Below are 26,076 nucleotides of genomic sequence, written 5' to 3'. Positions count from 1 at the left end.
CCGGCGGGACATTCCCGCCGGAATGGAGACCGACATGTTGAAGAAATTAGTCATTGTCGCAGTACTGGCATCAGGACTGGCTGCGTGCGCTCAGCCTCAGGCCCCCAAAGAAGATTCTCGTCTCAAAGAGGCTTACAGCACCTGTATCAATACCGCTGAAGGCTCGCCGGAAAAAATCCAGGCCTGTCAGAGCGTGTTGACGGTGCTGAAGAAAGAGAAGGCACATGAGCAATTCGCCACGCAGGAAAACGTCCGCGTGATGGATTACCAGGCCTGTATCCAGGCGCGTAAGACGGGTAATGGCGAAGCGGTGAAAGCCGATTGCGGTCAGCTCTGGCAGGAGATTCGCAACAATAACGCGCAGTAATTCGCGTTGATTAACGCCCGGCAGCGAAAGCTCGCCGGGCGTTTTTGCATTTATTTCCGGCAAAAAAAAGCCAACCGTCAGGTTGGCTCAGAGTATGAAAACACGATTATTTTGTATCGTGAGCGTGCTCGTTTTCGCGGCAATCGCCTTCAGCACAGTGACCATACAGATACAGGCTATGGTTGGTCAGACGGATGCCATGACGAGTGGCAATTTCACGCTGACGTGCTTCGATAGAGTCATCGCTAAACTCAATCACCTTGCCGCAGTCGAGGCAAATCAGGTGATCGTGGTGATGCTGCTGCGTCAGTTCGAAAACGGATTTACCGCCTTCAAAATTGTGGCGGGTGACAATTCCGGCGTCATCGAACTGGTTCAGAACGCGGTATACGGTCGCCAGTCCAATCTCTTCGCCCATGTCGATCAGACGTTTGTATAAGTCTTCCGCACTGACGTGATGGTTGTCCGGTCCTTGCAGAACTTCCAGGATTTTTAAACGAGGAAGCGTCACTTTCAGGCCAGCCTTCTTTAATGCGGTATTGTTGTCAGTCATGCGGAATCTGTCCTGTTGCTAAACGGTTCACTTCTTTAGAGGAAATGAAAGAAAATGCAGTTGGGATAATGCGTCTCATTATAGAACTGCCATGCCTAAATGAAAACTGCAAGTCTCAAGCAAAGTATGCTTATAAAAACGTGGTATCACCAACAAACTTGTTCGATGGCATCCACTGTAACCCTGGGACATTGTACAGGTATGAACACAAAAGTTAAAAATTTGTAGCAATTATTTTGATTGGAATTATCTATCAATGAGGCATGGCGTAAATCGCCATGCCTCACAGATTTGATCAGGCGTTCAGAATATCGTCGAGGTGCAGTTCTTCGCGGATCTGTTTTACCCACTTGTCGACGCGCTCTGCGGTCAATTCTGGCTGACGGTCTTCGTCAATCGCCAGTCCGACAAAGTGATCGTCGTCCGCCAGGCCTTTAGAGGCTTCGAAATGATAGCCCGCCGTTGGCCAGTGGCCGACGATCGCGGCACCGCGTGGTTCAATGATGTCGCGAATAGTCCCCAGCGCATCACAGAAGTATTCCGCGTAGTCTTCCTGGTCGCCGCAGCCAAACAGGGCCACGAGCTTGCCGTTGAAATCGACTTCTTCCAGCGTCGGGAAGAAATCATCCCAGTCACACTGCGCTTCGCCGTAGTACCAGGTCGGAATGCCGAGCAGCAGAATATCGTAGCCTTCGAGATCTTCCTTGCTGCTCTTAGCAATGTCATGCACGTCGGCAACGTCTTTACCAAGCTGTTTTTGAATGTTTTTTGCGATGTTTTCGGTATTACCGGTATCGCTGCCGAAAAAAATGCCGATGATTGCCATGAGTGAAATAACCTCTTGAAACTTAATGGTATGGTGGCGCAATTTGTCCACGGATAAGGGCAATCATAGCAGAACAGGGAAGTCTGCGGAAACAGCTATCACGCGGGACTGCACTCTGTGCTACATGAAAAGGACTATTGGGTGGATTTTCGGACGATCACCTGGTGCTGCGCCATGCCTGAAGTTGTGCCATCAGCATCTCTTCAATCAGCTCACTGCGGCTGATCTCGCGCGCATCGGCCAGCTCCGTTAAGGCGTCGACAGCCTCCGCGTTGAGTTTTAGCTCGACGCGTTTAAGCCCACGACTCTTGTCGCGTTTCAGCTGATTGCGCTTATTGATGCGCAACTGTTCATCACGCGAAAGCGGATTGGTTTTTGGTCGTCCCGGTCGACGTTCAGTCGCGAACAGATCTAATGTCGTGCGGTCCGTTTGTTCTTTGGCCATGATTCAGAGACTTCGGGGGAAAACAAGCAGCCCTGCTATTGCCGGGGCGATGAGCGCGACATCATACATGACGTCAACCTGCACGCCAACGACTGGTAGCCTGCGGGCAATCAGTCGCTGGCTTTTTAATCAAATCGCGTTATCAGAGAGATAGCGGCGTATTGCTCGCAGCACCGCTTCTGGTTTTTCGGCGTGAACCCAGTGCCCGGCTCCGGCAATCACATGCGCACGCGCCTGTGGGAATTGCGCCAACAGGGCGTCGCGATACGCGTCGGTCACATACGGAGAATTGCCCCCGCGAATGAACAGGGTAGGGTGCGGCCAGGCCGGAACCTTCTGCCAGCCGACAATATCCGAATACTGGTCCCACAGCACCGGCACATTAAAACGCCATGCGCCATCGACGAATGATTTCAGCAGAAACTGCACCACGCCTTCTTCATCAAGATGCTCGCGCATTTCCGCAGCGGCTTGCTGGCGAGTCGACACGCCAGCATCGGTCACGGCATTAATGGCGGCAAAAATTTCGTCGTGACGGCGCACGTCATAATCCACCGGCGCGACATCAATCACTACCAACTGATCGATACGCTCAGGCGCCAGCGCCGTCAGCGCCATCACCGCTTTGCCACCCATCGAATGGCCAATCAGCGTCGCCTTTTCAATACTGTTCGCATCGAGCGTTTCCAGCAGATCCTGCGCCATCACGCTGTAGGTCATCTCCGGGCTGCGATCGGAAAGCCCGTGGTTGCGCATATCCACCTGCAGGATATCGTGGTCGGCCACCAGATCGCGCGCCAGCACGCCCAGGTTATCGAGACTGCCAAACAGGCCATGAACCAGTACGATGGGGGAATTATTGTTCGGCGATTGTGCAGATTGCGCTCGGCTATTCAATTTCATGGCAAAGTTCTTTTTTTACAGGTGTCAGGTTAGGGTATTATGTTGACCATTCTGCCGCCCGGCTGCAAGGTTCCAGTTTAATCTGACTTTTTGCCGCTGGCCGGGCTTGACCCTATTCGCGGTTGGGATTAGCCCTTATAATCCCAACGACTTGTATTCAGATAAGATATTGCACTGGATTAAGATGAAAACAATCGAAGTTGATGATGAGCTCTATCAGTATATTGCCAGCCACACGCGACATATTGGCGAGAGTGCGTCCGACATTTTACGGCGTATGCTGAAATTTTCCGCCGCCTCACAGCCTGCAACTCCGGTTTCTAAAGAGGTTCGTCAGCCAAATGCGGTTGCTGAAGTTAAAGCCGTCGCCCCGGTGAAAGATAAAGTGCGCGCGGTGCGTGAACTGCTGCTTTCCGATGAATACGCCGAGCAGAAAAAAGCGGTTAACCGCTTTATGCTGGTGCTGTCTACACTCTATTCACTGGATAACAAAGCGTTTGCTGAAGCCACCGATTCGCTTCATGGCCGTACCCGCGTCTACTTCGCGATCGACGAGCAAACGCTGATTGCAAACGGCAATCAAACCAAGCCTAAACATGTCCCTGGTACGCCGTACTGGGTGATCACCAATACCAATACCGGACGCAAATGCAGCATGGTCGAACACATCATGCAGTCGATGCAATTCCCGGCGGAATTGATTGAAAAGGTTTGCGGTACCATTTAACCCTTGCACAGGAAGGACCAGGCAATGGCAAATCACGATCGTGCGGGTCAGCCTGCACAACAAAGCGATTTGATTAACGTCGCTCAGCTTACCGCTCAGTACTATGTACTGAAGCCAGAAGTGGGTAACGCAGAACACGCAGTGAAGTTTGGGACGTCTGGCCACCGTGGCAGCGCGGCGCGCCACAGCTTTAACGAACCGCATATTCTGGCCATTGCCCAGGCCATCGCGGAAGAACGCGCCAAAAATGGCGTGACCGGTCCGTGCTATGTCGGTAAAGACACTCATGCGCTGTCCGAACCGGCATTCATTTCCGTGCTGGAAGTGCTGGCCGCGAACGGCGTTGACGTTATCGTGCAGGAAGACAACGGCTATACCCCAACGCCTGCGGTCTCGAACGCCATTCTGGTGCACAACAAAAAAGGCGGCGCGCAGGCTGACGGTATCGTCATCACCCCTTCGCACAACCCGCCGGACGACGGTGGTATCAAATACAATCCGCCAAACGGTGGCCCGGCTGATACCAATGTCACCAAAGTCGTCGAAGACCGCGCCAATGCGCTGTTGGCTGATGGTCTGAAAGGTGTAAAACGTATTTCTCTGGATGCCGCGATGGCTTCCGGTCATGTGAAAGAAGTGGATCTGGTTCAGCCGTTTATCGAAGGGCTGGCCGATATCGTTGATATCGCCGCGATTCAAAAAGCGGGCCTGAAGCTGGGCGTGGACCCGCTCGGCGGCTCCGGTATCGAATACTGGAAGCGCATTGCCGAATTCTACAAGCTGGATCTGACCATCGTTAACGATCAGGTTGATCAGACCTTCCGCTTTATGCACCTCGACAAAGACGGCGCCATCCGTATGGACTGCTCCTCCGAGTGTGCGATGGCCGGTCTGCTGGCCCTGCGTGACAAGTTCGATCTGGCGTTTGCTAACGACCCCGACTACGACCGTCACGGTATTGTCACCCCTGCGGGCCTGATGAATCCGAACCACTACCTGGCCGTTGCGATCAACTATCTGTTCCAGCATCGTCCACAGTGGGGCAAAGAGGTGGCCGTCGGTAAAACGCTGGTCTCTTCCGCGATGATTGACCGCGTGGTGAACGATCTGGGCCGTAAACTGGTAGAAGTGCCGGTGGGCTTCAAGTGGTTCGTTGATGGTTTGCACGATGGCAGCTTTGGCTTTGGCGGCGAAGAGAGCGCGGGCGCGTCATTCCTGCGTTTCGACGGTACGCCGTGGTCCACGGATAAAGACGGCATCATCATGTGCCTGCTGGCAGCGGAAATCACCGCGGTCACCGGTAAGAACCCGCAGGAGCACTACAACGAGCTGGCCGCTCGCTTTGGTGCGCCGAGCTACAATCGTATTCAGGCCAGTGCAACTTCTGCGCAGAAAGCGGCGCTGTCTAAGCTTTCTCCAGAGATGGTGAGCGCGGATACGCTGGCGGGTGACCCGATCACCGCGCGTCTGACGGCGGCACCGGGTAACGGTGCGTCTATCGGTGGCCTGAAAGTGATGACGGCGAACGGCTGGTTTGCTGCGCGTCCTTCCGGTACGGAAGATGCGTACAAAATTTACTGCGAAAGCTTCCTCGGCGACGAACACCGTAAGCTGATTGAGAAAGAAGCGGTAGAGATTGTGAGTGAAGTGCTGAAGAACGCATAACTCTGCGGTCTGTTTGCCGGGTGGCGGCTCCGCCTTACCCGGCCTACAAAACTGCTCTGCGGTCTGATGCCCTCACCCCAACCCTCTCCCACAGGGAGAGGGAGAAAACACTAAAAACGGCAACCTTCGGGTTGCCGTTTTGCTTTTACCTTTTTTAACTGTGCTTATTCTTCAACTCAAACCGCGGCGACACCAGCCCGTACAGCGTCCAGCCCATAAACGTCACCATCGCGCCGTACAGCATCGCTTCCTGCCCGGACGAATAGAGCGCATAGAAACTGTAAATCGCCCCAACCAACGCGACGAAATTGGCGATTTTGGCTTTGCGCGGATCGACATTCGCCATTTTCTGAATGATCACCAGCGCCGCCATCGACAGAATGTACGGAATGATATTCGTCACTACCGCCAGGTTAACCAGCACGTTGAACTGGCTGTTCAGCGACGGGCTAATGGTCATCAGCGACAAACCGCTCTGGAAAATCACAATCGCTAACATGCCCTGAACCGGCGCATCTGCTTTGCTGACGCGGGAGAAGATTTTTGGGAAATAACCGGAGTCAGCGGACGATTTAAACACCTGCGCAATGGTGAACTGCCAGCCGAGCAGCGAACCGCAGCAAGACATTACCATCAGGCCCATGATCACTTTCCCGACTTCCGGGGTGAACATCTGCGCAAACGCCAGGCCAAACGGTGCGGTAGAGTTCGCCAGATCCATGTTTGGCACGATCCCGGCAATCACGTTAGTGGAGATGATATAAATTACCGCTGCGCCCAACGTCCCGCCCAGCACCGCGATCGGCACATTGCGTTCCGGATTCTCAACGACTTCAGCGTTGGCACACGCCGATTCCAGCCCCAGGAACGCCCACAGCGTCATGGCGATAGACGACCCGACCGCCGTAAAGAACGGCACGTGATGTGGGTTCCAGGAGTTTGCGTACAGCGTCGGGCTAAACCAGAACCAGCCGATAATGCACAGACCCACCACCGGGATGATCACGCCCCAGACGGTGACGCTGCTGATCTGCCCGGTAATGCGTGCGCCGCCAAAGTTAGCCACGGTACACAGCCACAGCACGCCGATGGTCGCCAGTCCAATCTGCACCGGCGTCAGTGCGACGCCGAAGAGTTCCGTACCGTAACCGACCGCCGATATGGCAATCGCCACGTTGGCAATCAGCAGTGACACACCGTAAGTGTAGTTGGCCATAAAGTTGCCCGACTTACCGAAGGCATACTCCGCGTAACCGCCCATCCCGCCGGACTTGCGGCTGAACATCCCGCATTTGGCAAAGGCCCACGCCAGCGCCATCGAGCCGACGGCTGTCACCAGCCAGGAGATAATGGAGATCGTCCCGACCTCCGCCAGTTTGGTCGGCAGCATGATGATGCCGGAGCCCATCATATTCACCATCGTCAATACGGTGAGCTGCACCACACCCATCTTGTTGGATTTCTTACTCATAGTTTTTCCCCTTTCAGCAGCGTGGGCTGTGCGGTTGGCTGCTTAATGACATAACAGCGGACCTGTTTACGACCATCACACTCTTCGACGTAAACGCCCTGTAGCTCAGGCGCAAAGCCCGGCAGAAGGTTGATCCCTTCTTCCAGCGCGGTGAAGTAATGCAGCACTGAATCGCCCCACACTTCGCCAGGGACCACGCACAGCACGCCCGGTGGGTAAGGGAGCGCCCCTTCCGCCGCAATACGACCTTCGGCATCACGCAGGGAAACCAGCTCCACTTCGCCGCGCAGATAGGCGTAATTCGCCTCCTGTGGATTCATCTTCACAGGCGGGAAATGCGCCTTGCGGAACATCTCTTTTTGCAGCTGTTTCACGTTGTGGCGGGCGTAGAGATCGTGCATCTCCTGGCAAATCTGGCGCAGGGAATAACCGGCGTAACGTTCAGGATGCTGTTTGTAGAGTGACGGCAATACTTCTTTGAGCGGCGCGTCGGTTTCCAGCAATTTCTCGAAACGCACCAGTTGGGCAATCAGTTGCTGCAACTTACCCATATCCTCAGCAGGGGTCAGCAGGAACAAGATTGAGTTGAGGTCGCATTTCTCCGGCACTACGCCGTTTTCACGCAGGAAGTTGGCGAGGATTGTGGCCGGTACGCCGAAATCTTCATACTCACCGGTACGGGCGTTGATGCCCGGCGTGGTCAGCAGCAATTTGCACGGATCGATAAAATACTGATGTTCAGCGTAGCCTTCAAACGCATGCCAGTTTTCTCCCGGTACAAAGTGGAAGAAGCGCAGGTCAGAGGAAATCTCCGCCGTCGGCCAGCTTTCCCACGGTTTTCCGTCGACCATATCTGGCACAAACGGGCGGATAAACTGACAGTTTTGCAGGATCAATTTGCGGGCTTCGATGCCATTCACCACGCAGTCCATCCACATGTTGCGTCCGCTTTGGCCTTCGTGCATCCGGGCGTTGATGTCCAGAGCGGCAAACAACGGATAAAACGGGCTGGTGGAGGCGTGCATCATAAAGGCATTGTTCAGGCGTTTGTGTGGAACGTAGCGCTGCTGGCCTTTGATGTGGCTGTCTTTCTTGTGAATTTGCGAAGTCTGAGAGAACCCGGCCTGCTGTTTATGCACCGACTGGGTAACCAGGATCCCCGGATCGTTCTCGTTCAGTTCCAGCAGCAGCGGGGAACAATCCGCCATCATCGGAATAAATTGCTCGTAGCCGACCCACGCGGAGTCAAACAGAATGTAGTCACACAGATGACCAATTTTATCGACAACCTGACGAGCGTTATAGATGGTGCCGTCATAAGTGCCAAGCTGGATCACCGCCAGGCGGAACGGGCGCTGATCGCGGGTGCGGCCCGGTGCCACTTCAGCCACCAGTTCACGCAGATAGTTCTCTTCGAAGCAATGCGCATCTATCCCGCCGATAAAGCCGTACGGGTTGCGCGCGGTTTCCAGATAAACCGGCGTGGCTCCCGCCTGCAACAGTGCGCCGTGGTGATTGGATTTGTGGTTGTTGCGGTCGAACAGCACCAGGTCGCCTGGCGTCAACAGGGCATTCAGCACCACTTTATTGGACGATGATGTTCCGTTCAGCACGAAGTAGGTTTTGTCGGCGTTAAACACTTTGGCCGCATGTTTTTGTGCCGTGCACGGCGCACCTTCGTGAATGAGCAGATCGCCCATTGCCACGTCGGCATTACACAGGTCAGAGCGGAACAGCGTCTCACCGAAGAAATCAACGAATTGATTCCCGGCCGGGTGACGGCGGAAGAACTGGCCCCCCTGATGCCCTGGGCAGTCAAAGGCGCTATTGCCTTGTTTAACGTAATCGACCAGCGCACGGAAGAACGGCGGGCGCAGCTGGGTTTCATACTTCAGGGCAGCCGCTTCAAGCTGACGCCCGTAGAAATCGTTGCTGGTGTCGTTGCACTCAAAAACACCCTGAATGCGCGGTAAATATTCTGCTGGGACAATCTCTTCTTTGTGAGTGGCGATAAATACCGGAATCTCAAATCCGGTGGCTTCTATTTCTTCTATGGTGCCATTAAATATATCGCCAACGGCCAGAACAACGGCTGCAACATCAATATAATCCGTCGCTGTGACATCAGTCATTTCACGTGTGGTTGTAAAGCAGTCCGGGCAAGCGCGGCTGGCCGCGATTTTTAACATCTTCATAATTATCTCTTTATTTTAGGCAATATTTGTCCTTCGACTTCGTATAAAAATGAAATCGAAATATTCCGGAAAAAAAAAGCAAAGAGGGGCCGCTGATAAAAAATCAGTTAATTGCTTTTAGATGAAATAAATCCACGCCGTCCGGTGACGGAAAAAAGCGGATTTAAGGGAAAGGAGCGCAGCGCCCACAGGCAAGTGCCTGTAAGTCAGGAGTTTTCAGGATAACCTGTAAGCAGACGCGCCCTGGGTCGAAGGACTACCGGGCGTTGAAGAAATGAAAATCAAAGCTATTGCGGTGGGCGAACATCATAATATGTGTTGTCCGCCTAATATGAGGCATTAAACGATTGTTGTTTTCCATGAGTACATTTCCTTTCAGTAATTGAAAGCAAGGCCATTTTATCCATGAAAAGGCAGCAAACCGTGAAGAAGATCACCAATAACCGATCATATCAGAAATAAATATTCGTTTTGCATGAATAGAGCAGTGCATAATGCTGGTTTGTATTAATAATGTTAATACAATGTATTTCTGATGTGTTTGTTTATTTTAAAGGGAGCATATATATGCGTCCACTTAATAATTAAATACGTAACATTAAGTTGTATTAATTGAATTGAGTTAATTCTGAATAAATATTCAAAGCATGAACCGATAACCGATACCGGTTTCAGTTAATAAATGGCGGGGGCGTGCGGGGTCCATCTCCAGCTTCTGACGAAGGTGGCCCATATATATGCGTAAATAGTGACTATGCTCGACGGCGTTCGGTCCCCAAACTTGGTTCAACAGCTGGCGTTGGGTCAGGACTTTGCCGTGATTGTTGAGGAGCACCGCCAGCAGGCGAAACTCAATTGGGGTGAGATGGATCTCTTCTGCGCCGCGCAGGATGCGACGTGCAGGCAGATCGACCTGAATATCCGCAAAGGTATACACCGGGTCGGAAGGCGTGGTCGCACTGTGGCGGCGCAATGCTACGCGCAGTCGCGCCTGAAGTTCGCCAATACCAAACGGCTTACTGAGATAGTCGTCGGCCCCGGCGTCAAGCGCTGCAATTTTGTCCGTCTCTTCGGCGCGCGCCGAGAGCACAATGATCGGCATCTGGCTCCACTGGCGCACTTCGCGGATAAAATCGAGGCCGTCACCGTCGGGCAGGCCGAGATCAAGGATAACCAGATCGGGTTTGCGGGTGGCGGCTTCGATAAGCCCCCGCTGTAATGTCCCGGCGTCATACACGCGCAAGCCGTCGCCTTCCAGCGCAGCGCGCACGAAACGACTAATAGCGAGTTCATCTTCGACAATCAGGACGTTAATCACAAATCCTCTGGTAATTCATCAAGTTCTGGTGGGACATCTAGCGGAAGTGTAACACAAAAACAGGCCCCGCCTTCCGGGCGGTTATGGGCGGTAATGGTCCCGCCGTGAACGTCAACAATCGCCTGGCAAATTGCCAGCCCCAGCCCGACGCCGGGTATCGCCGACTCTTTATTCCCGCGTGCAAACTTCTCAAATATAGCGGCTTCCTGACCCGCCGGAATTCCCGGCCCGTCGTCCCACACCTCGAGGCGGAGTGCCTGATGGTAGACGCCCGCATTGAGGCCAATTTCCGCTTTTGCACCGGCGTATTTCGCAGCGTTCTCCAGCAAGTTGATCAGCACCCGTTCAAACAGCGGCCCGTCGACGTGGATCAGCGTCAGCGGTTCTGGCATATCGAGGGTAATATGCCGCCCGCCCAGGCCCGGCTCCAGCATTTTCAACGCACTGCCGACCACCTCTTCCAGCGTCAGCCACTCTTTTTTCAGGTTAAATCCGCCGGACTGAATGCGCGCCATGTCGAGCAAATTATTGACCAGCCGGGTGGTGTTCAGCACGTGCTGGCGGATTTCGCTGGCCTGCAGTGCGTGCGGGGAATTTTCCGCCGCCAGATCCAGCGTCAGGATCTCCGACTGACCAAATAGCACGGTGAGCGGAGTGCGCAGATCGTGCGACAGCGCCGCCAGCAGAGAGTTACGAATGCTCTCGCGCTCGCTCGCCAGCCGCGCCTGTTCTTCGCTGGTGGTCAACGCCAGACGCTCCAGGGCGCTGGCGACCAGCAGGGTAAAGGTCTCCAGCAGACGCTGCTGTTCCGGGATCATCAACTGGCGTAAATTCGACGGCTCAACAATCACCAGCCCGAGCGTTTTGTCGGCGCTGCGCAGGGGCAAAATCAGATACGGTACACCGGGCAGGGTGTCCGTGCCGGCTCCCGCAGGCAGACCTTTATCAAAACTCCAGCGAGCAATGGCTTCATCCCAGGGGGTCATGCCAGTGGCGGAGGTCAGCGGGCGTAATTTTCCGTGCTCGTCCGGAAGCAAAATCAGGCTGCTGGCCTGGAAGGTGGAACGAATAAACTGCTCGCTAGTCTGGACGATATCCAGCGGCGTGCGCCCGACCGCCAGTGATTTCGACATCTCATACAAGTGCCGGGTGCGCTGTTCTCGGTAGCGGGCGATACGCGCCTGATAGCGCACGCCGGCGGTGAGATTACCGATCACCAGCCCGACGGTGAGCATCACCGCGAAGGTCAAAATGTACTGCACATCCGACACGGCGAGCGTCCCGCGCGGGGCGATGAAGAAGAGGTCAAAGCTGGCGACGTTAATCACCGTGGCGAGTACCGACGGCCAACGCCCGTACAGCAATGCCACTACCACTACGCCGAGCAGATAGATCATCACCAGGTTGGCGGCGTCAAAGGCAATCAGCCACTGGCTGGCGACAATGGTAATTAAAGCGCACAGCACCGTCGCCACCAGACAGCCTCTGAGCTGGATGCGCCATTTGTCACCAAAGGTGCGCGCATCAGGGGTGCGACCGGGCAGGGGAGCGGGTTTTTCATCAAGCGCGACAATCACCAGATCCAGATCCGGCGCGCGTTTTGCCAGTTTATCGGCAAAGGATTCGCGGCTGAACCAGCGGCGGTTCTGGCGGCGACCAATGACGATTTTGCCGAGATTGTGCTCGCGGGCGTAGCGTAGAATGGCTTTATCTTCTGCCGGATCGGACAGAGTGGCGGTTTCCGCACCCAACTCCTGCGCCAGACGCAGGGCGCTGAGGATCGCGCGCCGCTGATTCTCTGGCAGGGCGTGCAGGTGCGGCGTCTCAACATAAACTGCATGCCAGGCGCTGCCAAATTTTGCCGCCAGCCGGGCGGCAGTGCGCACCAGTTTCTCATTGCCGCTGTTATGCCCAATGCACAACAAAACAGCGTCGCGGGTGTGCCAGACCCGATCCTGCCCCTGTCGATCTCGCCAGGCGCGCATCTGATCGTCCACCCGGTCGGCGGTGCGCCGCAGTGCCAGTTCGCGCAGGGCAATCAGGTTCCCTTTGCGGAAAAAATGTTCGATGGCACGTTCGGCCTGCCCGGCGATATAAACTTTGCCTTCGTGCAGACGCTGGCGCAGATCGTCCGGGGGCAGGTCGACCAGCACCACTTCATCGGCGGAATCAAAAAAGGGATCGGGGACGGTTTCGCGTACCTGGATGCCAGTGACGCCGCTGACCACATCATTCAGGCTTTCCAGATGTTGCACGTTAACGGTGGTAAAGACGTCGATACCCGCTTCCAGCAGCTCTTCAACATCCTGCCAGCGCTTGGGGTGACGAGAGCCTGGCGCATTGCTGTGCGCCAGTTCGTCCATCAGAATCAGGGCGGGACGGCGGGCAAGGGCGGCGTCGAGATCAAACTCGGTGACCAGGCGGCTGCGGTGGTTGATGCGCCGAGCGGGCTGTGTCGCCAGCCCCTCCAGCAGCGCCGCTGTCTCCTTGCGTCCGTGGGTTTCCACCACGCCAATCAGAATATCCAGCCCCTGGGCCCGTAAACGCTGCGCTTCTGTCAGCATGGCGTAGGTTTTCCCGACGCCCGCACAGGCGCCGAAAAACACTTTTAATTTGCCGCGATGCGCTTCAGCGGTCTGTTCAAGCAGCCTGTCCGGATTCGGACGCAGGGGCTCGTCGGTCATTTAGTTTTTCCTTAACGCGTCCAGCGACATATTCAGCTCAACAATGTTTACGACCGGCATGCCAAGAAAGCTGACCAGCGGTTTTTGCGTGTGTTCGGCCACCAGTTTTGTGACCTGTTCGGTGGTCAGCCCGCGTGCGGCAACGACGCGTGGAATTTGCCACGCCACGGCGGCAGGTGTCAGGCTGTAATCCAGTCCGCTGGCGGATGCGGTAACCAGCTCAACCGGCACGCTTGCGCTTGCCTGCGGATTGGCAGCGCGCAGGGCGCTAACGCGCTCGCTCACGGCTTTATCCAGCTCCGGGTTACTCCCGGCCAGGTTGCTGCCGCCCGAAGCCATTGGATTATACGGGCTTTCTGCGGTGGCGGAAGGACGTCCCTGGAAGTAGCCCGCGTCGGTAAAGTTCTGCCCAATCAGGCGCGAACCACGGTTCTCACCGTTTTGCAGTATCAGCGAGCCGTTTGCCTGATCCTTAAACCACCACTGGCCCAGCGCGGTGGTCACCAGCGGATACAGCCCGCCGGTGACAAGAGACAGCAGAATAAACAGAAGTATAGCGGGACGTAACATAGTCATTTGATTTCTCTCTTAAACCAGCCCGAACGCGGTCAGTAACAGGTCGATAATTTTGATCCCGATAAACGGCACCACTAATCCGCCAAGACCGTAAATCCACAGGTTGCGGCGCAACATGGCGGCGGCGGTCAGCGGTTTATAGCTCACCCCTTTCAGCGCCAGTGGGATCAGGAAGACAATAATCAGGGCGTTAAAAATGACGGCGCTGAGAATTGCCGAGGCCGGGGAGTGCAGGTGCATTACGTTCAGGGCGTTCAACTGCGGATAGGTCGCTGCAAACGCCGCCGGGATAATGGCGAAGTATTTCGCCACATCGTTGGCGATACTGAAGGTGGTGAGCGACCCACGCGTCATCAGCATCTGTTTCCCGATGTGGACCACTTCGATCAGCTTGGTCGGGTTAGAATCCAAATCGACCATGTTACCTGCTTCCTTCGCGGCCTGAGTCCCGGAGTTCATCGCCACCGCCACATCGGCCTGAGCCAGCGCCGGAGCGTCGTTAGTGCCGTCGCCGGTCATCGCCACCAGACGGCCTTCCGCCTGGTACTGACGGATCAGCGCCAGTTTTGCTTCCGGCGTCGCTTCAGAGAGGAAATCATCCACCCCCGCTTCGGCGGCAATCGCGGCGGCGGTCAGGGAGTTATCCCCGGTGATCATCACCGTTTTGATCCCCATTTTGCGCAGCTGAGCAAAGCGTTCTTTAATGCCGCCTTTGACGATGTCCTTCAGTGCAATCACCCCGAGAACGTTCGCCCCTTCGGCGACCACCAGCGGCGTAGCACCCTGACGTGCCACGCTTTCGACCAGCTGATCAACCTGCGGCGGGAAGTGGCCATTGTTTGCCTCGATGTGGCGACGAATGGCATCCACCGAGCCTTTACGAATCATGCGGTCCTGGATGTTAATCCCGCTCATCCGCGTCTGCGCCGTGAAGGGCACAAAGGTGGCGTGCAGGCTTTGTACGTCGCGCTGACGCAGATTGAAGCGCTGTTTCGCCAGAATCACGATGCTGCGCCCTTCCGGTGTTTCATCCGCCAGCGAGGAGAGCTGCGCCGCGTCGGCCAGCGTTTTTTCATCGACGCCCGGAGCAGGCAGGAAATCCGACGCCTGACGGTTCCCTAGAGTGATGGTCCCGGTTTTATCCAACAGCAGCACATCCACGTCGCCCGCCGCTTCGACCGCACGGCCGCTGGTAGCGATCACGTTCGCGCCGAGCATCCGGCTCATCCCGGCCACGCCAATCGCCGACAGCAGGCCGCCGATGGTGGTGGGGATCAGGCAGACCAGCAGAGCCACCAGTACCGTGACGCTCACTGCTGCGCCGCCGTAGGCGGAGAACGGCCACAGGGTGGCGGTTGCCAGCAGGAAGACGATGGTCAGGGCCACCAGTAAAATGGTCAGCGCGATTTCGTTCGGCGTTTTGCGACGCTGCGCGCCTTCGACCATCGCGATCATCCGGTCGAGGAAAGTTTCGCCAGGGTTAACGCTGCACTGGATCACCAGCCAGTCGGAGAGAATGCGCGTCCCGCCGGTGACCGAGGCAAAATCGCCACCGGACTCGCGGATCACTGGCGCAGATTCCCCGGTGATGGCGCTTTCGTCCACCGACGCGCCACCTTCAAGCACTTCGCCGTCACACGGAATGATGTCCCCGGCTTCCACCAGCACCACGTCGCCTTTGCGCAGTTCATCTGCCGGGACGTGATCCATCTGCGCGCCATATTTCGGCTCACGCAGTTTGCGGGCGAAGGCGGTCTTTTTGACCCCTTTCAGGCTGTTGGCCTGCGCCTTGCTGCGGCCCTCCGCCAGTGCTTCGGCAAAGTTGGCAAACAGCACGGTAAACCACAGCCACAGGCTGATCGCGCCGGTAAAGAAGGCATCGCCCGTCAGGTGTCCGGTGCTCATGGCGATGGCTAACGCAGTGGTGACCACGCTGCCAATCCAGACGATAAACATCACCGGGTTATGCCACTGCACGCGCGGGCTAAGTTTTTTCACCGCATCCATCAACGCCTGGCGAACCAGGGTCGGTTCTAAGAGGGCCAGTTGTTTACGACTCATGACTGATATCTCCGCTCAGTTAGCGTAAAGAAAGATGTTCCGCGACCGGGCCTAACGCGAGGGCGGGGATAAAGGTCAATGCACCGACCAGCAGGACGGTACCAATCAGCAGGCCAATAAACAGCGCGCCGTGTGTCGGTAGCGTACCGGTTGAGGTGGGCTGAATTTTTTTACTCACCAGCGACCCGGCGATAGCCAGCACCGGCACGATGACCCCAAAACGACCGAAGAACATGCAGAACGCCAGCAGGCAGTTCCAGAACGGTGAGTTGGCGCTCAACCCGGCAAAGGCGCTGCCGTTGTTGTTGGCGGCAGACGAGACGGCGTACAGCACTTCACTAAAACCGTGGATGCCTGGGTTGAAGATGCCGCTGCGTCCGGCTTCAGTCATCAGCGCCAGCGCGGTACCGATCAGGACGAGAGCCGGTGTGACCAGGATGGCGAGGGCGGTCAGTTTCATCTCGCGCACGTCGATTTTTTTACCCAGATACTCCGGCGTGCGGCCAATCATCAGCCCGGCGATAAACACTGCCAGCAGGACGAACAGCAACATGCCGTACAGACCGGACCCGACGCCGCCGAAGACCACTTCGCCGATCTGCATCAGCCACATCGGGATCATCCCGCCCAGTGCGGTGAAAGAGTCATGCATGGCATTCACCGCCCCGCAGGAGGCCGCCGTTGTGACCACCGCATACAGACTGCTGGCGAGAATACCGAAGCGGCTCTCTTTGCCTTCCATATTGATACTGCTATCAGCACCCAGCTGCAGGAAGTGGCTGTTACCGTGCCACTCCGCCCACATCACCAGCGCCGCGCAGACCACGAAGATAATGGACATCGCCCACAGCAAGGTTCGGCCCTGACGGCGATCGCTCACCGCATCACCGAACGCAAAGCACAGCGCGGTGGGGATCAGGAAGATAGCCAGCATCTGTACGACGTTAGTCAGCGCGGTCGGGTTTTCGAACGGATGCGACGAGTTGGCATTAAAGAAGCCACCGCCGTTGGTCCCGAGCATTTTGATCGCCTCTTGTGACGCCACCGGTCCCATCGGCAGCATCTGTTTCACCCCTTCCAGCGAGGTGTAAGACGAGTAGGGCAGGAGGTTTTGCAACGTCCCTTGCTGAATAAAGAACAGGGCGATCAGCAGAGAAATCGGCAGCAGCACCCACAGGGTGATGCGCGTGAGATCAACCCAGGCGTTACCCAGCGTGTTAATTTTTTGACGGGCAAAGGCGCGGGTCAGGGCGAAGATCACCGCGATACCGCTGGCGGCAGAGAGGAAGTTCTGCACCGTTAACCCGACCATCTGACTGAAATAACTCAGTGTGGTTTCCCCGGCATACGACTGCCAGTTGGTGTTGCTGACAAAACTGACCGCAGTGTTCAGCGCCAGATGCCAGGACAGGCCCGGCAATTGCTGCGGATTCAGCGGCAGGATGCCCTGCAACATCAGCATCGCAAACAGCGCCGCCAGCCCGACGATATTCAGCAGCAAAAGGGCGACCAGATACTGACGCCAGTTCATCTCCTCGGTGTTTATACCGAGAACGCGCCAGACTCCTTTTTCGACGCCCCCAACCGCAGGCAGTGCGCCGCCGTTAATCATCCGCGCCAGCCAGGTTCCCAGTGGCCTTGCGAGCAAGAAAAGCACCAGCAGGAAGCTGGCGATCAGTAAAAATGCCTGGGCCACCATCAGAAGGCCTCCGCATTAATCAGGGCATAAATCAGATAGCCCAACAACAGGAACACCAGCACGATGCCAGCAATCAGACCTGCACTCACAATTCACCTCCGGGTGACATTTGTCTTTGTGCAAAAGGTAGGATTTATGGCGCAAAGATTTCGCAAAAATCAGCGGGGTGGGTGTAAAAAAAGTATAAAAATGACAAAACCCTGATTTAACTAATGATAAGTATCCTGTTAACTTTTATGTAACTTAATTACAGGTGGAATGTAAATATTCACTAAACGGACGAAAATAAGTGGTCGGATGAGTGGTAAAATTACAAACAAAGCGGTACTATTTTAGCCAGATAACCACTTTTGAATTTTCCGGATAACGTTTCCGGCCAGCTATAGGGGAGAAAATCATGGATCTGTATAAAGAGTTTCCAGCACATGTAGTCTTTTTACGTCGCACCTTCGCCGTAGTGGCCGGGATTGTGGCGCTGCCAGTGATGTTGTTCTGGAAAGACCGTGCCCGTTTTTACAGCTATCTGCACCGCGTCTGGGCGAAAACCAGCGAGAAACCGGTATGGATGGATCAGGCCGAAAAAGCGACCTGCGATTTTTACTAAGATAAGATTTCACACAGCAAACAATAAAGCCCCGGATTAGGGGCTTTGTTGTTTGTGGCACCGGCCGGTTAATCTACCTGACTCTCGTTAACGTCGCTCAGTAATTGATGGCCTTTTTCTGATACGCGATAGTAAGGCATTGATGGATGCCCACTATCCTCAAAATTAACAAGCCCCTTGCTCTCTAAGGAATTAACTATGTCAACCACGTAACAAAAGCCGGGGATGTTTTTCGCGTGAAGTGTTCTATCCAACGACATCCACGTCCATTTATAATCTTTGCTCGCCAATACTTTCAGTACATTTAATTCGATAGTAGTTATCATTCCAGGGCCTCCGGGTGGTACAAATCTTCAAGTTCGCCTTTGAGTTTAAAGTCTTCTAGTGTCGCGGTGTGGACATGGTTCCATAGTTTATATCCTTCAACACCTTCAGGCTCTCCCGTTTCCCACCCCAAAATGCAATAGCGTTCAAATTCACGGCATTCATGCGTGTAGTAGTTCAAGTCTATCTGTTCAGGCGGGATTTCTCCGCGTTCTATACGCTTTAATCGTTCTACCATTACATCATTTGCAGGATCAGCGGCAAATCTGGAAAGATGTTTTTCAATGGTTGCTATGCCTGCTTGATCGATAATTGCACCTTCGGTCGAAAGATTCTCTATCGGCCCTCCAGCAAGTGCAGGTTCAAATTCCCTGCCGGTGTATGTCCCTCTCGCTCCAAAACGCTCAAGCCCTTCTAACTCTCCAGGTTCCCCTAATTCTGGAAACTTTATTTTGCCCATCGTCAGAATAGCGGCAAGAGAAGCACCTGCAACAATCAAACCTCTGTTATCCATCACCTGCTTGTAACCTGCTTGCGCGTCGCCCCCGAGTTGCTCGGCAGCTTTGCCAAATCCTTCAATATTCCCGTTATAAATCCCCCCTGCTGCAAGTAATTGACCAGCGGCCTTGCTGTTAATGGTTTGAAGCGGTTTTTCGGTCTGCGCAGTGTGGTTAAACAAGCTATTGTAATCCGCAGGAAGTGCCAAGTAGCTAAATTCTGTATTCGCCGTTAGGTGCTTGCATCGGATGTAATCATAACGCACCGTGATCGCTTCTGTATCAAGGTTGTTGTTCGAGATACTAACGTTAATAGCAGATATCGAAGCCCCACGTAATTCGATGTAGAAATACTTTTCCCACATTCCGTATCGACTTATTCGGTAAAGATTAAATTCTAACTGAAGTTTTTCGTTATTCGTGATGGCCGTCATCAGTAATGGGCTACTTTTGTCTATTAACTTGCAAAAATTAAGTGCCTTAAAATTAGCCCCTTTACTCGTACCCGTAATTCCGTTGGACAAACTGAATGCGAATATTTCATTCTCATGTCCCAATTGAAACCGATTGCCTATTGAGGCTTGCGTTCCGCAATCAGCCGAAATATCTCCCTGCTGTTCGCCGCATAATTTCAGATAAATTATGTCGCTCATACCATTTCGTCCCTTCCATATCGGAACATAAATCATAAGCGGGGATTGCCATATTAATAACTTTATAAAAGGTAGGATTTCGGATGTAAGATAGCCGCCGCCACGTTCCCGCACGCTATCTGAGACCTCCACAGAGATGTGGCGGTTTTTTTGTGTCTGTAACTTTCCGCAAATCAGCTCCGTGCAATCTTACACTTGCCCCCGTAACATAACTTCAACATTATAGAACGCTTAGGTTATGGACAATTATTCAGGAGTGTTATGACCACGCATCTGGTCTGGTTTCGCGCGGATCTGCGCCTTCATGACAACATCGCTCTTGCTGCGGCCTGTCGTTCACCCAACGTCCGCGTGCTGGCCCTGTTTATCGCCACGCCCGAACAGTGGCGGGAACACGGCATGGCTCCGCGACAAGCTGCGTACCTGCGCGCGCATCTCAATGAACTGCAACAGGGGCTGGCGCAGAAAGGCATTCCGCTCATTTATGACGAGGTGAGCGATTTTGCCGCGCAGAGCGACAAAGTGCAGCAGCTCTGCGAAGAGCATCACGTCACCCATCTTTTTTATAATTATCAGTACGAATTCAACGAACAGCAGCGCGACCGACAGCTGGAAAAAATGCTGGATACGGTGGTGTGTCAGGGATTTGACGACAGCGTGATGTTAGCCCCCGGCAGTGTAATGACCGGCAATCACGAGATGTATAAAGTCTTTACCCCGTTCAAAAATGCCTACATTAAGCGGCTGAAAGAAGGGCTGCCGGAATGTGTCGCCGCACCTGCTGCCAGAGAGAACGCACTGACTGTTTCCGCTGATCTTCATTTCGATTACCCCCAGACTGATTTCGACGCGAAACACTTCCCCGCGACCGAAAAAGCCGCCATTGCGCAATTACGCCACTTCTGCAAACAGCAGGCCGCCGAATACGAAGAACAGCGCGATTTCCCTGCCGTCGAAGGGACGAGCCGGTTATCGGCGTGTCTGGCGCTGGGTGTACTTTCGCCGCGCCAGTGCCTGCATCGCCTGCTGGCCGAACAGCCACAGGCGTTGGAGGGCGGGGCGGGCGCGGTATGGCTTAACGAGCTTATCTGGCGCGAATTTTACCGTCACCTAATGACGTATCATCCTGATTTATGTAAACATCGGCCCTTCATCCGCTGGACGGATAAGGTGCAGTGGCAGCAGGATGACGCACTGCTACAGGCATGGCAAAACGGCCAGACGGGCTATCCAATTGTCGATGCGGCGATGCGGCAGCTCAACGAAACGGGGTGGATGCACAACCGCCTGCGAATGATCGTCGCCAGCTTCCTGGTGAAAGACCTGCTGATCGACTGGCGCGTCGGGGAGCGATATTTTATTTCGCAGCTGATCGACGGCGATCTGGCGGCTAACAACGGCGGCTGGCAGTGGGCGGCCTCGACCGGAACCGACGCCGCGCCGTATTTTCGTATTTTTAACCCGACAACCCAGGGACAACGATTTGACGCGACCGGCGAGTTTATCCGCCAGTGGCTGCCGGAATTGACCGATGTGCCGGGCAAATCGATTCATGAACCCTGGGCGTGGGCGGATAAAACGGGCGAAACCCTCGATTATCCGCGCCCGGTTGTTGACCATAAACAGGCGCGAGTCGCCACACTGGCGGCCTATGAGGCTGCCCGCAAAGCGTAAGAGAGTGATGATGAAAAACAGCGAATTGGAAACCTTAATCAATGAAAAGCTGAACAGCGCCAGCTTCAGCGACTACGGTCCCAACGGCCTGCAGGTGGAAGGGCGTGAAACGGTGCAAAAAATTGTCACCGGCGTCACGGCAAGCCAGGCGCTGCTGGATGAAGCGGTGCGTCTGCAGGCGGATGCGGTGATCGTGCATCACGGTTATTTCTGGAAAAACGAAGCGCCGATCATTCGCGGCATGAAGCGTAACCGCCTTAAAACGCTGCTGGCGAACGACATCAACCTGTACGGCTGGCATCTGCCGCTGGATGCGCACCCGGAGCTGGGCAATAACGTCCAGCTCGCCCAACTACTGGGTATCAACGTGATGGGCGAAATCGAAGCGCTGGTGCCGTGGGGGGAGCTTTCGATGCCGGTTCCAGGCCTGGAATTTGCATCCTGGATTGAGGCTCGTTTGGGCCGTCGTCCTCTGTGGTGTGGCGATACTGGCCCGGATCTGGTGAGACGCGTGGCGTGGTGTACCGGCGGCGGTCAGGGCTTTATCGACAACGCCGCGCGCTTTGGCGTGGACGCCTTTATTACCGGAGAAGTGTCCGAGCAGACCATTCACTCTGCCCGCGAGCAAGGTCTGCATTTCTACGCTGCGGGGCATCACGCCACTGAACGCGGTGGTATTCGCGCCCTGAGCGAGTGGTTAACAGAAAATACCGATCTCGATGTGACCTTCATCGATATCCCGAATCCTGCCTGATGAGAGGTGCGTAAGTGCAACGAGCGCGTTGTTATTTATTAGGCGAAACGGCGGTGGTGCTGGAGCTTGAACCTCCGGTGACGATCACTACGCAAAAGCGAATCTGGCGCTTAACACAGCGACTGGCTGAAATACCGGAAGTGGTGGAAGCCATTCCGGGGATGAACAACATTACCGTGGTGTTGCGTAATCCGCAGTCGGTGGCGCTGGACGCCATCGAGCGTCTGCAACGCTGGTGGGAAGAGAGCGAAGCGCTGGAGCCGGAATCGCGCTTTATTGAAATCCCGGTAGTCTACGGCAACGATGCGGGGCCGGATCTGGGCGAAGTGGCGCGTCATGCGGCGTTATCTGAAAAGCAGGTCGTCGAGCTGCATTCCTCCGTGGATTATGTGGTGTGGTTCTTAGGCTTCCAGCCAGGTTTTCCCTATCTGGGCGGCTTGCCGGAACAGCTTGTCACGCCGCGTCGCGGGGAGCCGCGCCTGTTAGTGCCGGCGGGTTCTGTGGGGATTGGCGGGCCGCAAACCGGTATTTATCCGCTGGCCTCACCGGGCGGCTGGCAGCTTATTGGCCACACCAGCCTGCCGCTGTTTGATCCCAAACGCGAAGAACCGGTGCTGTTGCGTCCGGGCGATACCGTGCGGTTTGTGCCGCAGAAGGAGGGGGTATGTTGAAGGTGATTCGCGCGGGGTTATACACCTCGGTGCAGGATGGTGGACGAATGGGTCTGCGACAGTCCGGAATCAGCTATTGCGGCGCGCTGGATAAACCCGCGTTGCAGATTGCCAACCTGCTGGTGGGTAACGATCCGAATGCCGCAGCGCTGGAAATCACCCTCGGACAGTGCAGCGTTGAGTTTGAACGCGACGGCTGGTTTGCCCTGACGGGCGCGGGCTGTGACGCGACGCTTGACGGTGCGGCGGTCTGGACCGGCTGGCGTTTGCAGGTAAAAGCCGGACAGCGCCTGACGCTTAATCGTCCCCTGCGCGGTATGCGTAGCTATCTGGCGGTCAGCGGTGGGATTGATGTGCCGGAAGTGATGAATTCGTTCAGCACCGATCTCAAAACCGGCATGGGTGGATTTGAAGGACGACTGCTGAAAGACGGCGACAGCTTGCCGCTCGGCGAGAGCAAGCGCGAATTCGCTGAAGCACAGGGCGTCAAACAACTGCTGTGGAGCAACCGCATTCGCGCCTTGCCGGGGCCGGAATATCACGAATTTGATCAGGCCTCGCAGGATGCCTTCTGGCGTTTGCCCTGGCAGCTTAGCCCGCAGAGTAATCGCATGGGCTACCGCTTGCAAGGCCAGCAGCTGGCGCGCACCACCGATCGCGAAATGGTCTCGCACGGCCTGTTACCTGGCGTGATTCAGGTGCCGCACAACGGCCAGCCGATTGTGCTGATGAATGACGCCCAGACCACCGGCGGTTATCCGCGTATCGCCTGCATTATTGAGGCGGACATGTACCATCTGGCGCAAATTCCCCTCGGCCAACCGATCCACTTTGTTCCCTGTACGCTTGAAGAGGCGCTCGAAGCACGTCGTGTGCAGAAACAATTTATCGAACAACTGGCATGGAGGTTGAATGATCGTCGTTGATTTAAATGCAGATCTGGGCGAAGGCTGCGGAGCCGATGCCGAACTGCTGACGCTGGTTTCATCGGCCAATATCGCCTGCGGATTTCACGCCGGTGATGCACAAACCATGCTTGAGAGCGTGCGCGAGGCGTTAAAAAATGGCGTGGCGATTGGCGCGCATCCGAGCTTTCCCGATCGGGAAAACTTCGGGCGTACGGCCATGAGTCTGCCGCCGGAAACGGTTTACGCCCAGATGCTGTACCAGATTGGTGCACTTGCAACGATCGTCCGCGCCGAAGGAGGGCAACTTTGCCACGTCAAACCGCACGGGATGCTCTATAACCAGGCGGCGAAAGACGCGGTGCTGGCTGATGCCATCGCCCGCGCGATACATGCCGTCGACAGCAATTTGATTCTGGTTGGGTTGGCGGGGAGCGAATTAATTCGCGCCGGAGAGCGTTACGGACTCGCTACCCGTGAAGAAGTATTTGCCGATCGTGGTTATCGCGCTGACGGCAGTCTGGTGCCGCGCAGCGAGCCGGGTGCGCTGATTGATAATGAGGAACAGGCTCTGGCGCAAACGCTGGAAATGGTGCAGCACGGCAGGGTGAAAAGTATCAGCGGCGAATGGGCAAGCGTGCGTGCGCAAACCGTTTGCCTGCACGGTGACGGGGAACACGCGCTGGAATTTGCCCGTCGCTTGCGCAAAGAATTTGAGTTAAATAATATTAAAATCAGTGCATAACGCACAAAAAATAAACGCAAACACAACATAACAACAGGACAGAAAAAATGGCAGAGACGCTATCGCTCTGGCCACTCATCGGTATTGCGGTGATCGTGGTCGGGTTTATCTTACGTTTTAATCCGGTGCTGGTGGTGATTGTCGCCGGGATCGTCACCGGCGTGGCGGCGCATATGCCGATCGCCACCATCCTCGAAAAGTTGGGTGAAGGGTTCCTCAATACTCGTAACCTGCCCTATATCCTCCTGATTCCGTTAGCCGTTATCGGCCTGCTGGAAAGACACGGGCTGAAAGAGCGGGCTCAGGCGTGGATTGCCAAAATCCACAGCGCGACGGCGGGGCGATTACTGATCGTTTATCTCTTCGTGCGTGAGGCATCGGCGGCAATGGGGCTGACCAGTCTGGGCGGGCATCCGCAAATGGTGCGACCGTTACTGGCCCCGATGGCGGAAGGTGCGGCAGAGAAAAAATACGGTGAGCTGCCGGGTACGGTCCGCTATCGCCTGAGGGCGATGTCGGCGGCGACGGACAACGTCGGGCTGTTCTTCGGCGAAGACATCTTTGTCGCCTTCGGGGCGATTATCTTCATGCATAACTTTATGCTGGAGTCCGGGGGCATTCAGACCGAGCCGCTGCACATTGCCCTGTGGGGGATTCCGACGGCGATCTGCGCGTTTATCATCCACGCGACTCGCCTGTGGCGCCTGGACAAGCATCTTGAGCGCGAGCTGGGCAAATCGGCACACGCACAGGGAGATGCATCATGAATTTTCAACAAAGCTATCTCTACTGGCTGGCGGGGCTGATCCTGCTGATCGTCGCAGTGATGTCATTTCGTGATAAAGCCAACCCGCGCCGTATCACCACTGGCCTGTTCTGGGGCGTTTATGGTCTGATTTTCCTGCTCGGTGACTGGACGTATCAGCTGGTGGGCGATAAGCGCACCGTGCACATCGCTGTTGGTGTGGCGGTCGTCGGCCTGGCGCTGATCGCCGGTTTTGGTGGCGTGAAACTGGGCAGCTATCATCAGCGCAAACCCGAAGAGCGCGAAGTTAGCGCCAAACGTCTCGGTAACCGACTGTTTTATCCGGCGTTAGCCATTCCGGTGGTGACCGTGGTAGGCGTGCTGATGTTCAACCATGTGCCTGGATTGCAGGAAACCTTGTTCGGGCCGGGCAATCACTCGACGCTGGTGACGTTATTCTCAATGACTGCCGGATCGCTGATTGGTCTGGCGATGGCGGTCAAAATGACGCACGAAAAAGTGCATCAGCCGTTGCAGGAGGCGCGTCGTCTGCTGGATTCCATCGGCTGGGCGTTCATTCTGCCGCAGATTCTGGCGACGCTGGGCCTGCTGTTTACCGCCGCGGGTGTGGGCGACGGGATCTCCTGGCTGACCAAAACGTATCTGGCGGTGGACAGCCGCTTTATCGCCGTGGCGGTGTACGCAATCGGCATGGCGTTGTTAACCATGGTAATGGGCAATGCGTTCGCGGCGTTCCCGATTGTGACGGCGGGGATCGGCATCCCGATTCTGGTGCTCCAGCACGGTGGTAATCCGGCGGTGATGGCGGCGATTGGGATGTTCTCCGGCTACTGTGGCACGCTGATGACGCCGATGGCGGCGAACTTCAATATCGTACCCGCTGCGCTGCTGGAGCTGCCGGATAAAAACGCGGTAATCAAAGCGCAGGTGCCAACCGGCGTGCTGCTCCTGATTGCCAACGTGTTCCTGTTGTACTTCCTGATGTTCCTGTAA

Annotated in this window: 26 protein-coding genes; 11 read left to right on the top strand and 15 right to left on the bottom strand. The window is 55.5% G+C overall.

Annotation, left to right across the window (positions count from 1 at the left end):
• Positions 1 to 34: 34 nt before the first annotated feature.
• Entirely contained in the window at positions 35 to 367 is a 333-nt protein-coding gene (gene chiQ, locus C3708_RS06650) for a ChiQ/YbfN family lipoprotein (RefSeq protein WP_174348722.1), read from the top strand.
• Between the two features lie 106 nt (positions 368 to 473).
• Here chiQ and fur read toward each other — a convergent pair whose 3' ends face one another.
• From fur to ybfF, 4 genes are all read right to left on the bottom strand, one after another.
• Positions 474 to 920, bottom strand: a complete 447-nt coding sequence (gene fur / locus C3708_RS06645) for a ferric iron uptake transcriptional regulator (RefSeq protein ID WP_064325325.1) — start codon at positions 918 to 920, stop codon at positions 474 to 476.
• 295 nt (positions 921 to 1,215) lie between these two features.
• Entirely contained in the window at positions 1,216 to 1,746 is a 531-nt protein-coding gene (gene fldA / locus C3708_RS06635; RefSeq protein ID WP_059178645.1) for a flavodoxin FldA, read from the bottom strand.
• Positions 1,747 to 1,903: 157 nt separating this feature from the next.
• A complete protein-coding gene (ybfE, locus tag C3708_RS06630) occupies positions 1,904 to 2,191 on the bottom strand; it encodes a LexA regulated protein (RefSeq protein WP_095281246.1) in 288 nt (95 codons plus the stop codon).
• Positions 2,192 to 2,320: 129 nt separating this feature from the next.
• A complete protein-coding gene (ybfF, locus tag C3708_RS06625) occupies positions 2,321 to 3,094 on the bottom strand; it encodes an esterase (protein ID WP_103948800.1) in 774 nt (257 codons plus the stop codon).
• Between the two features lie 184 nt (positions 3,095 to 3,278).
• Between ybfF and seqA the strand changes: the two genes are divergently transcribed.
• Together seqA and pgm are read left to right on the top strand one after the other, a co-directional pair.
• Positions 3,279 to 3,821, top strand: coding sequence for a replication initiation negative regulator SeqA (seqA, locus tag C3708_RS06620; RefSeq protein WP_095281248.1), 543 nt, complete (start codon positions 3,279 to 3,281; stop codon positions 3,819 to 3,821).
• A gap of 24 nt (positions 3,822 to 3,845) precedes the next feature.
• Entirely contained in the window at positions 3,846 to 5,486 is a 1,641-nt protein-coding gene (gene pgm, locus C3708_RS06615; RefSeq protein WP_103946666.1) for a phosphoglucomutase (alpha-D-glucose-1,6-bisphosphate-dependent), read from the top strand.
• Positions 5,487 to 5,640: 154 nt separating this feature from the next.
• Here pgm and potE read toward each other — a convergent pair whose 3' ends face one another.
• The 9 genes from potE to kdpF form a co-directional block, all read right to left on the bottom strand.
• Positions 5,641 to 6,957, bottom strand: coding sequence for a putrescine-ornithine antiporter (potE, locus tag C3708_RS06610; RefSeq protein WP_095281250.1), 1,317 nt, complete (start codon positions 6,955 to 6,957; stop codon positions 5,641 to 5,643).
• Complete coding sequence (speF, locus tag C3708_RS06605) at positions 6,954 to 9,152, bottom strand: ornithine decarboxylase SpeF (protein WP_103948799.1); 2,199 nt, start codon at positions 9,150 to 9,152, stop codon at positions 6,954 to 6,956. The genes potE and speF overlap by 4 nt, the downstream gene beginning before the upstream one ends.
• A 256-nt stretch (positions 9,153 to 9,408) precedes the next feature.
• Entirely contained in the window at positions 9,409 to 9,513 is a 105-nt protein-coding gene (gene speFL, locus C3708_RS23550; RefSeq protein WP_106875989.1) for a leader peptide SpeFL, read from the bottom strand.
• Between the two features lie 279 nt (positions 9,514 to 9,792).
• Complete coding sequence (kdpE, locus tag C3708_RS06600; protein ID WP_103948798.1) at positions 9,793 to 10,470, bottom strand: two-component system response regulator KdpE; 678 nt, start codon at positions 10,468 to 10,470, stop codon at positions 9,793 to 9,795.
• Positions 10,467 to 13,154 carry a two-component system sensor histidine kinase KdpD gene (kdpD, locus tag C3708_RS06595; RefSeq protein ID WP_095281253.1) on the bottom strand — a complete coding sequence of 896 codons (2,688 nt, stop codon included), beginning with the start codon at positions 13,152 to 13,154 and terminating at the stop codon, positions 10,467 to 10,469. Before kdpD ends, kdpE begins: the two co-directional genes overlap by 4 nt.
• Entirely contained in the window at positions 13,155 to 13,730 is a 576-nt protein-coding gene (gene kdpC, locus C3708_RS06590) for a potassium-transporting ATPase subunit KdpC (protein ID WP_103948797.1), read from the bottom strand.
• A 12-nt stretch (positions 13,731 to 13,742) separates the two neighbouring features.
• The gene (kdpB, locus tag C3708_RS06585) at positions 13,743 to 15,791 is read right to left on the bottom strand and encodes a potassium-transporting ATPase subunit KdpB (RefSeq protein ID WP_103948796.1); all 2,049 of its coding nucleotides are present in this window, start codon (positions 15,789 to 15,791) and stop codon (positions 13,743 to 13,745) included.
• 19 nt (positions 15,792 to 15,810) lie between these two features.
• Positions 15,811 to 17,490 carry a potassium-transporting ATPase subunit KdpA gene (gene kdpA, locus C3708_RS06580; protein WP_103948795.1) on the bottom strand — a complete coding sequence of 560 codons (1,680 nt, stop codon included), beginning with the start codon at positions 17,488 to 17,490 and terminating at the stop codon, positions 15,811 to 15,813.
• Complete coding sequence (gene kdpF / locus C3708_RS06575) at positions 17,490 to 17,579, bottom strand: K(+)-transporting ATPase subunit F (protein ID WP_003858638.1); 90 nt, start codon at positions 17,577 to 17,579, stop codon at positions 17,490 to 17,492. The genes kdpA and kdpF overlap by 1 nt, the downstream gene beginning before the upstream one ends.
• A gap of 308 nt (positions 17,580 to 17,887) precedes the next feature.
• Between kdpF and C3708_RS06570 the strand changes: the two genes are divergently transcribed.
• Entirely contained in the window at positions 17,888 to 18,094 is a 207-nt protein-coding gene (locus C3708_RS06570; RefSeq protein WP_095281257.1) for a YbfA family protein, read from the top strand.
• 68 nt (positions 18,095 to 18,162) lie between these two features.
• Here C3708_RS06570 and C3708_RS06565 read toward each other — a convergent pair whose 3' ends face one another.
• Both C3708_RS06565 and tssD read right to left on the bottom strand, forming a co-directional pair.
• Positions 18,163 to 18,420 (bottom strand): MarR family transcriptional regulator, encoded by a 258-nt coding sequence (locus C3708_RS06565; protein WP_103948794.1) that lies wholly within the window; start codon positions 18,418 to 18,420, stop codon positions 18,163 to 18,165.
• Positions 18,417 to 19,568: a type VI secretion system tube protein TssD gene (gene tssD, locus C3708_RS06560; protein WP_103948793.1), complete on the bottom strand. Its 1,152-nt coding sequence runs from the start codon at positions 19,566 to 19,568 to the stop codon at positions 18,417 to 18,419. Before tssD ends, C3708_RS06565 begins: the two co-directional genes overlap by 4 nt.
• 261 nt (positions 19,569 to 19,829) lie before the next feature.
• Here tssD and phrB point away from each other — a divergent pair, with 261 nt between their 5' ends.
• The 7 genes from phrB to C3708_RS06525 are packed head-to-tail and all read left to right on the top strand — an operon-like array spanning position 19,830 to position 26,076.
• Positions 19,830 to 21,242 (top strand): deoxyribodipyrimidine photo-lyase, encoded by a 1,413-nt coding sequence (gene phrB, locus C3708_RS06555; RefSeq protein ID WP_103948792.1) that lies wholly within the window; start codon positions 19,830 to 19,832, stop codon positions 21,240 to 21,242.
• 10 nt (positions 21,243 to 21,252) lie between these two features.
• Positions 21,253 to 21,996 (top strand): type 2 GTP cyclohydrolase I, encoded by a 744-nt coding sequence (locus tag C3708_RS06550; protein ID WP_103948791.1) that lies wholly within the window; start codon positions 21,253 to 21,255, stop codon positions 21,994 to 21,996.
• 14 nt (positions 21,997 to 22,010) lie between these two features.
• Positions 22,011 to 22,667, top strand: a complete 657-nt coding sequence (pxpB, locus tag C3708_RS06545) for a 5-oxoprolinase subunit PxpB (RefSeq protein ID WP_095281260.1) — start codon at positions 22,011 to 22,013, stop codon at positions 22,665 to 22,667.
• Complete coding sequence (pxpC, locus tag C3708_RS06540) at positions 22,661 to 23,593, top strand: 5-oxoprolinase subunit PxpC (RefSeq protein WP_103948790.1); 933 nt, start codon at positions 22,661 to 22,663, stop codon at positions 23,591 to 23,593. The genes pxpB and pxpC overlap by 7 nt, the downstream gene beginning before the upstream one ends.
• Complete coding sequence (gene pxpA, locus C3708_RS06535) at positions 23,583 to 24,317, top strand: 5-oxoprolinase subunit PxpA (RefSeq protein WP_103948820.1); 735 nt, start codon at positions 23,583 to 23,585, stop codon at positions 24,315 to 24,317. Before pxpC ends, pxpA begins: the two co-directional genes overlap by 11 nt.
• 47 nt (positions 24,318 to 24,364) lie before the next feature.
• Entirely contained in the window at positions 24,365 to 25,084 is a 720-nt protein-coding gene (locus C3708_RS06530; protein ID WP_095281262.1) for a DUF969 domain-containing protein, read from the top strand.
• Complete coding sequence (locus tag C3708_RS06525) at positions 25,081 to 26,076, top strand: DUF979 domain-containing protein (RefSeq protein WP_095281263.1); 996 nt, start codon at positions 25,081 to 25,083, stop codon at positions 26,074 to 26,076. Before C3708_RS06530 ends, C3708_RS06525 begins: the two co-directional genes overlap by 4 nt.

Source organism: Lelliottia sp. 7254-16, from assembly GCF_002922995.1.
GTDB classification, from domain to species: Bacteria; Pseudomonadota; Gammaproteobacteria; order Enterobacterales; family Enterobacteriaceae; genus Enterobacter; species Enterobacter jeotgali.
The sequence above is the reverse complement of the archived record's forward strand: the minus strand, read 5'-3'. Positions and strand labels throughout refer to the sequence as shown.

Excerpts from the sequence above, each read along its gene's own strand:
- pgm (WP_103946666.1), top strand. The coding sequence starts at position 3,846 with ATGGCAAATCACGATCGTGCGGGTCAGCCTGCACAACAAAGCGATTTG.
- C3708_RS06550 (WP_103948791.1), top strand. The coding sequence starts at position 21,253 with ATGAAAAACAGCGAATTGGAAACCTTAATCAATGAAAAGCTGAACAGC.
- kdpD (WP_095281253.1), bottom strand. The coding sequence starts at position 13,154 with ATGACCGACGAGCCCCTGCGTCCGAATCCGGACAGGCTGCTTGAACAG.
- kdpA (WP_103948795.1), bottom strand. The coding sequence starts at position 17,490 with ATGGTGGCCCAGGCATTTTTACTGATCGCCAGCTTCCTGCTGGTGCTT.
- C3708_RS06530 (WP_095281262.1), top strand. The coding sequence starts at position 24,365 with ATGGCAGAGACGCTATCGCTCTGGCCACTCATCGGTATTGCGGTGATC.
- tssD (WP_103948793.1), bottom strand. The coding sequence starts at position 19,568 with ATGAGCGACATAATTTATCTGAAATTATGCGGCGAACAGCAGGGAGAT.
- pxpC (WP_103948790.1), top strand. The coding sequence starts at position 22,661 with ATGTTGAAGGTGATTCGCGCGGGGTTATACACCTCGGTGCAGGATGGT.
- speF (WP_103948799.1), bottom strand. The coding sequence starts at position 9,152 with ATGAAGATGTTAAAAATCGCGGCCAGCCGCGCTTGCCCGGACTGCTTT.
- ybfF (WP_103948800.1), bottom strand. The coding sequence starts at position 3,094 with ATGAAATTGAATAGCCGAGCGCAATCTGCACAATCGCCGAACAATAAT.
- kdpB (WP_103948796.1), bottom strand. The coding sequence starts at position 15,791 with ATGAGTCGTAAACAACTGGCCCTCTTAGAACCGACCCTGGTTCGCCAG.
- fldA (WP_059178645.1), bottom strand. The coding sequence starts at position 1,746 with ATGGCAATCATCGGCATTTTTTTCGGCAGCGATACCGGTAATACCGAA.
- seqA (WP_095281248.1), top strand. The coding sequence starts at position 3,279 with ATGAAAACAATCGAAGTTGATGATGAGCTCTATCAGTATATTGCCAGC.
- potE (WP_095281250.1), bottom strand. The coding sequence starts at position 6,957 with ATGAGTAAGAAATCCAACAAGATGGGTGTGGTGCAGCTCACCGTATTG.
- fur (WP_064325325.1), bottom strand. The coding sequence starts at position 920 with ATGACTGACAACAATACCGCATTAAAGAAGGCTGGCCTGAAAGTGACG.
- chiQ (WP_174348722.1), top strand. The coding sequence starts at position 35 with ATGTTGAAGAAATTAGTCATTGTCGCAGTACTGGCATCAGGACTGGCT.
- speFL (WP_106875989.1), bottom strand. The coding sequence starts at position 9,513 with ATGGAAAACAACAATCGTTTAATGCCTCATATTAGGCGGACAACACAT.
- phrB (WP_103948792.1), top strand. The coding sequence starts at position 19,830 with ATGACCACGCATCTGGTCTGGTTTCGCGCGGATCTGCGCCTTCATGAC.
- C3708_RS06570 (WP_095281257.1), top strand. The coding sequence starts at position 17,888 with ATGGATCTGTATAAAGAGTTTCCAGCACATGTAGTCTTTTTACGTCGC.
- C3708_RS06565 (WP_103948794.1), bottom strand. The coding sequence starts at position 18,420 with ATGATAACTACTATCGAATTAAATGTACTGAAAGTATTGGCGAGCAAA.
- kdpC (WP_103948797.1), bottom strand. The coding sequence starts at position 13,730 with ATGACTATGTTACGTCCCGCTATACTTCTGTTTATTCTGCTGTCTCTT.
- ybfE (WP_095281246.1), bottom strand. The coding sequence starts at position 2,191 with ATGGCCAAAGAACAAACGGACCGCACGACATTAGATCTGTTCGCGACT.
- C3708_RS06525 (WP_095281263.1), top strand. The coding sequence starts at position 25,081 with ATGAATTTTCAACAAAGCTATCTCTACTGGCTGGCGGGGCTGATCCTG.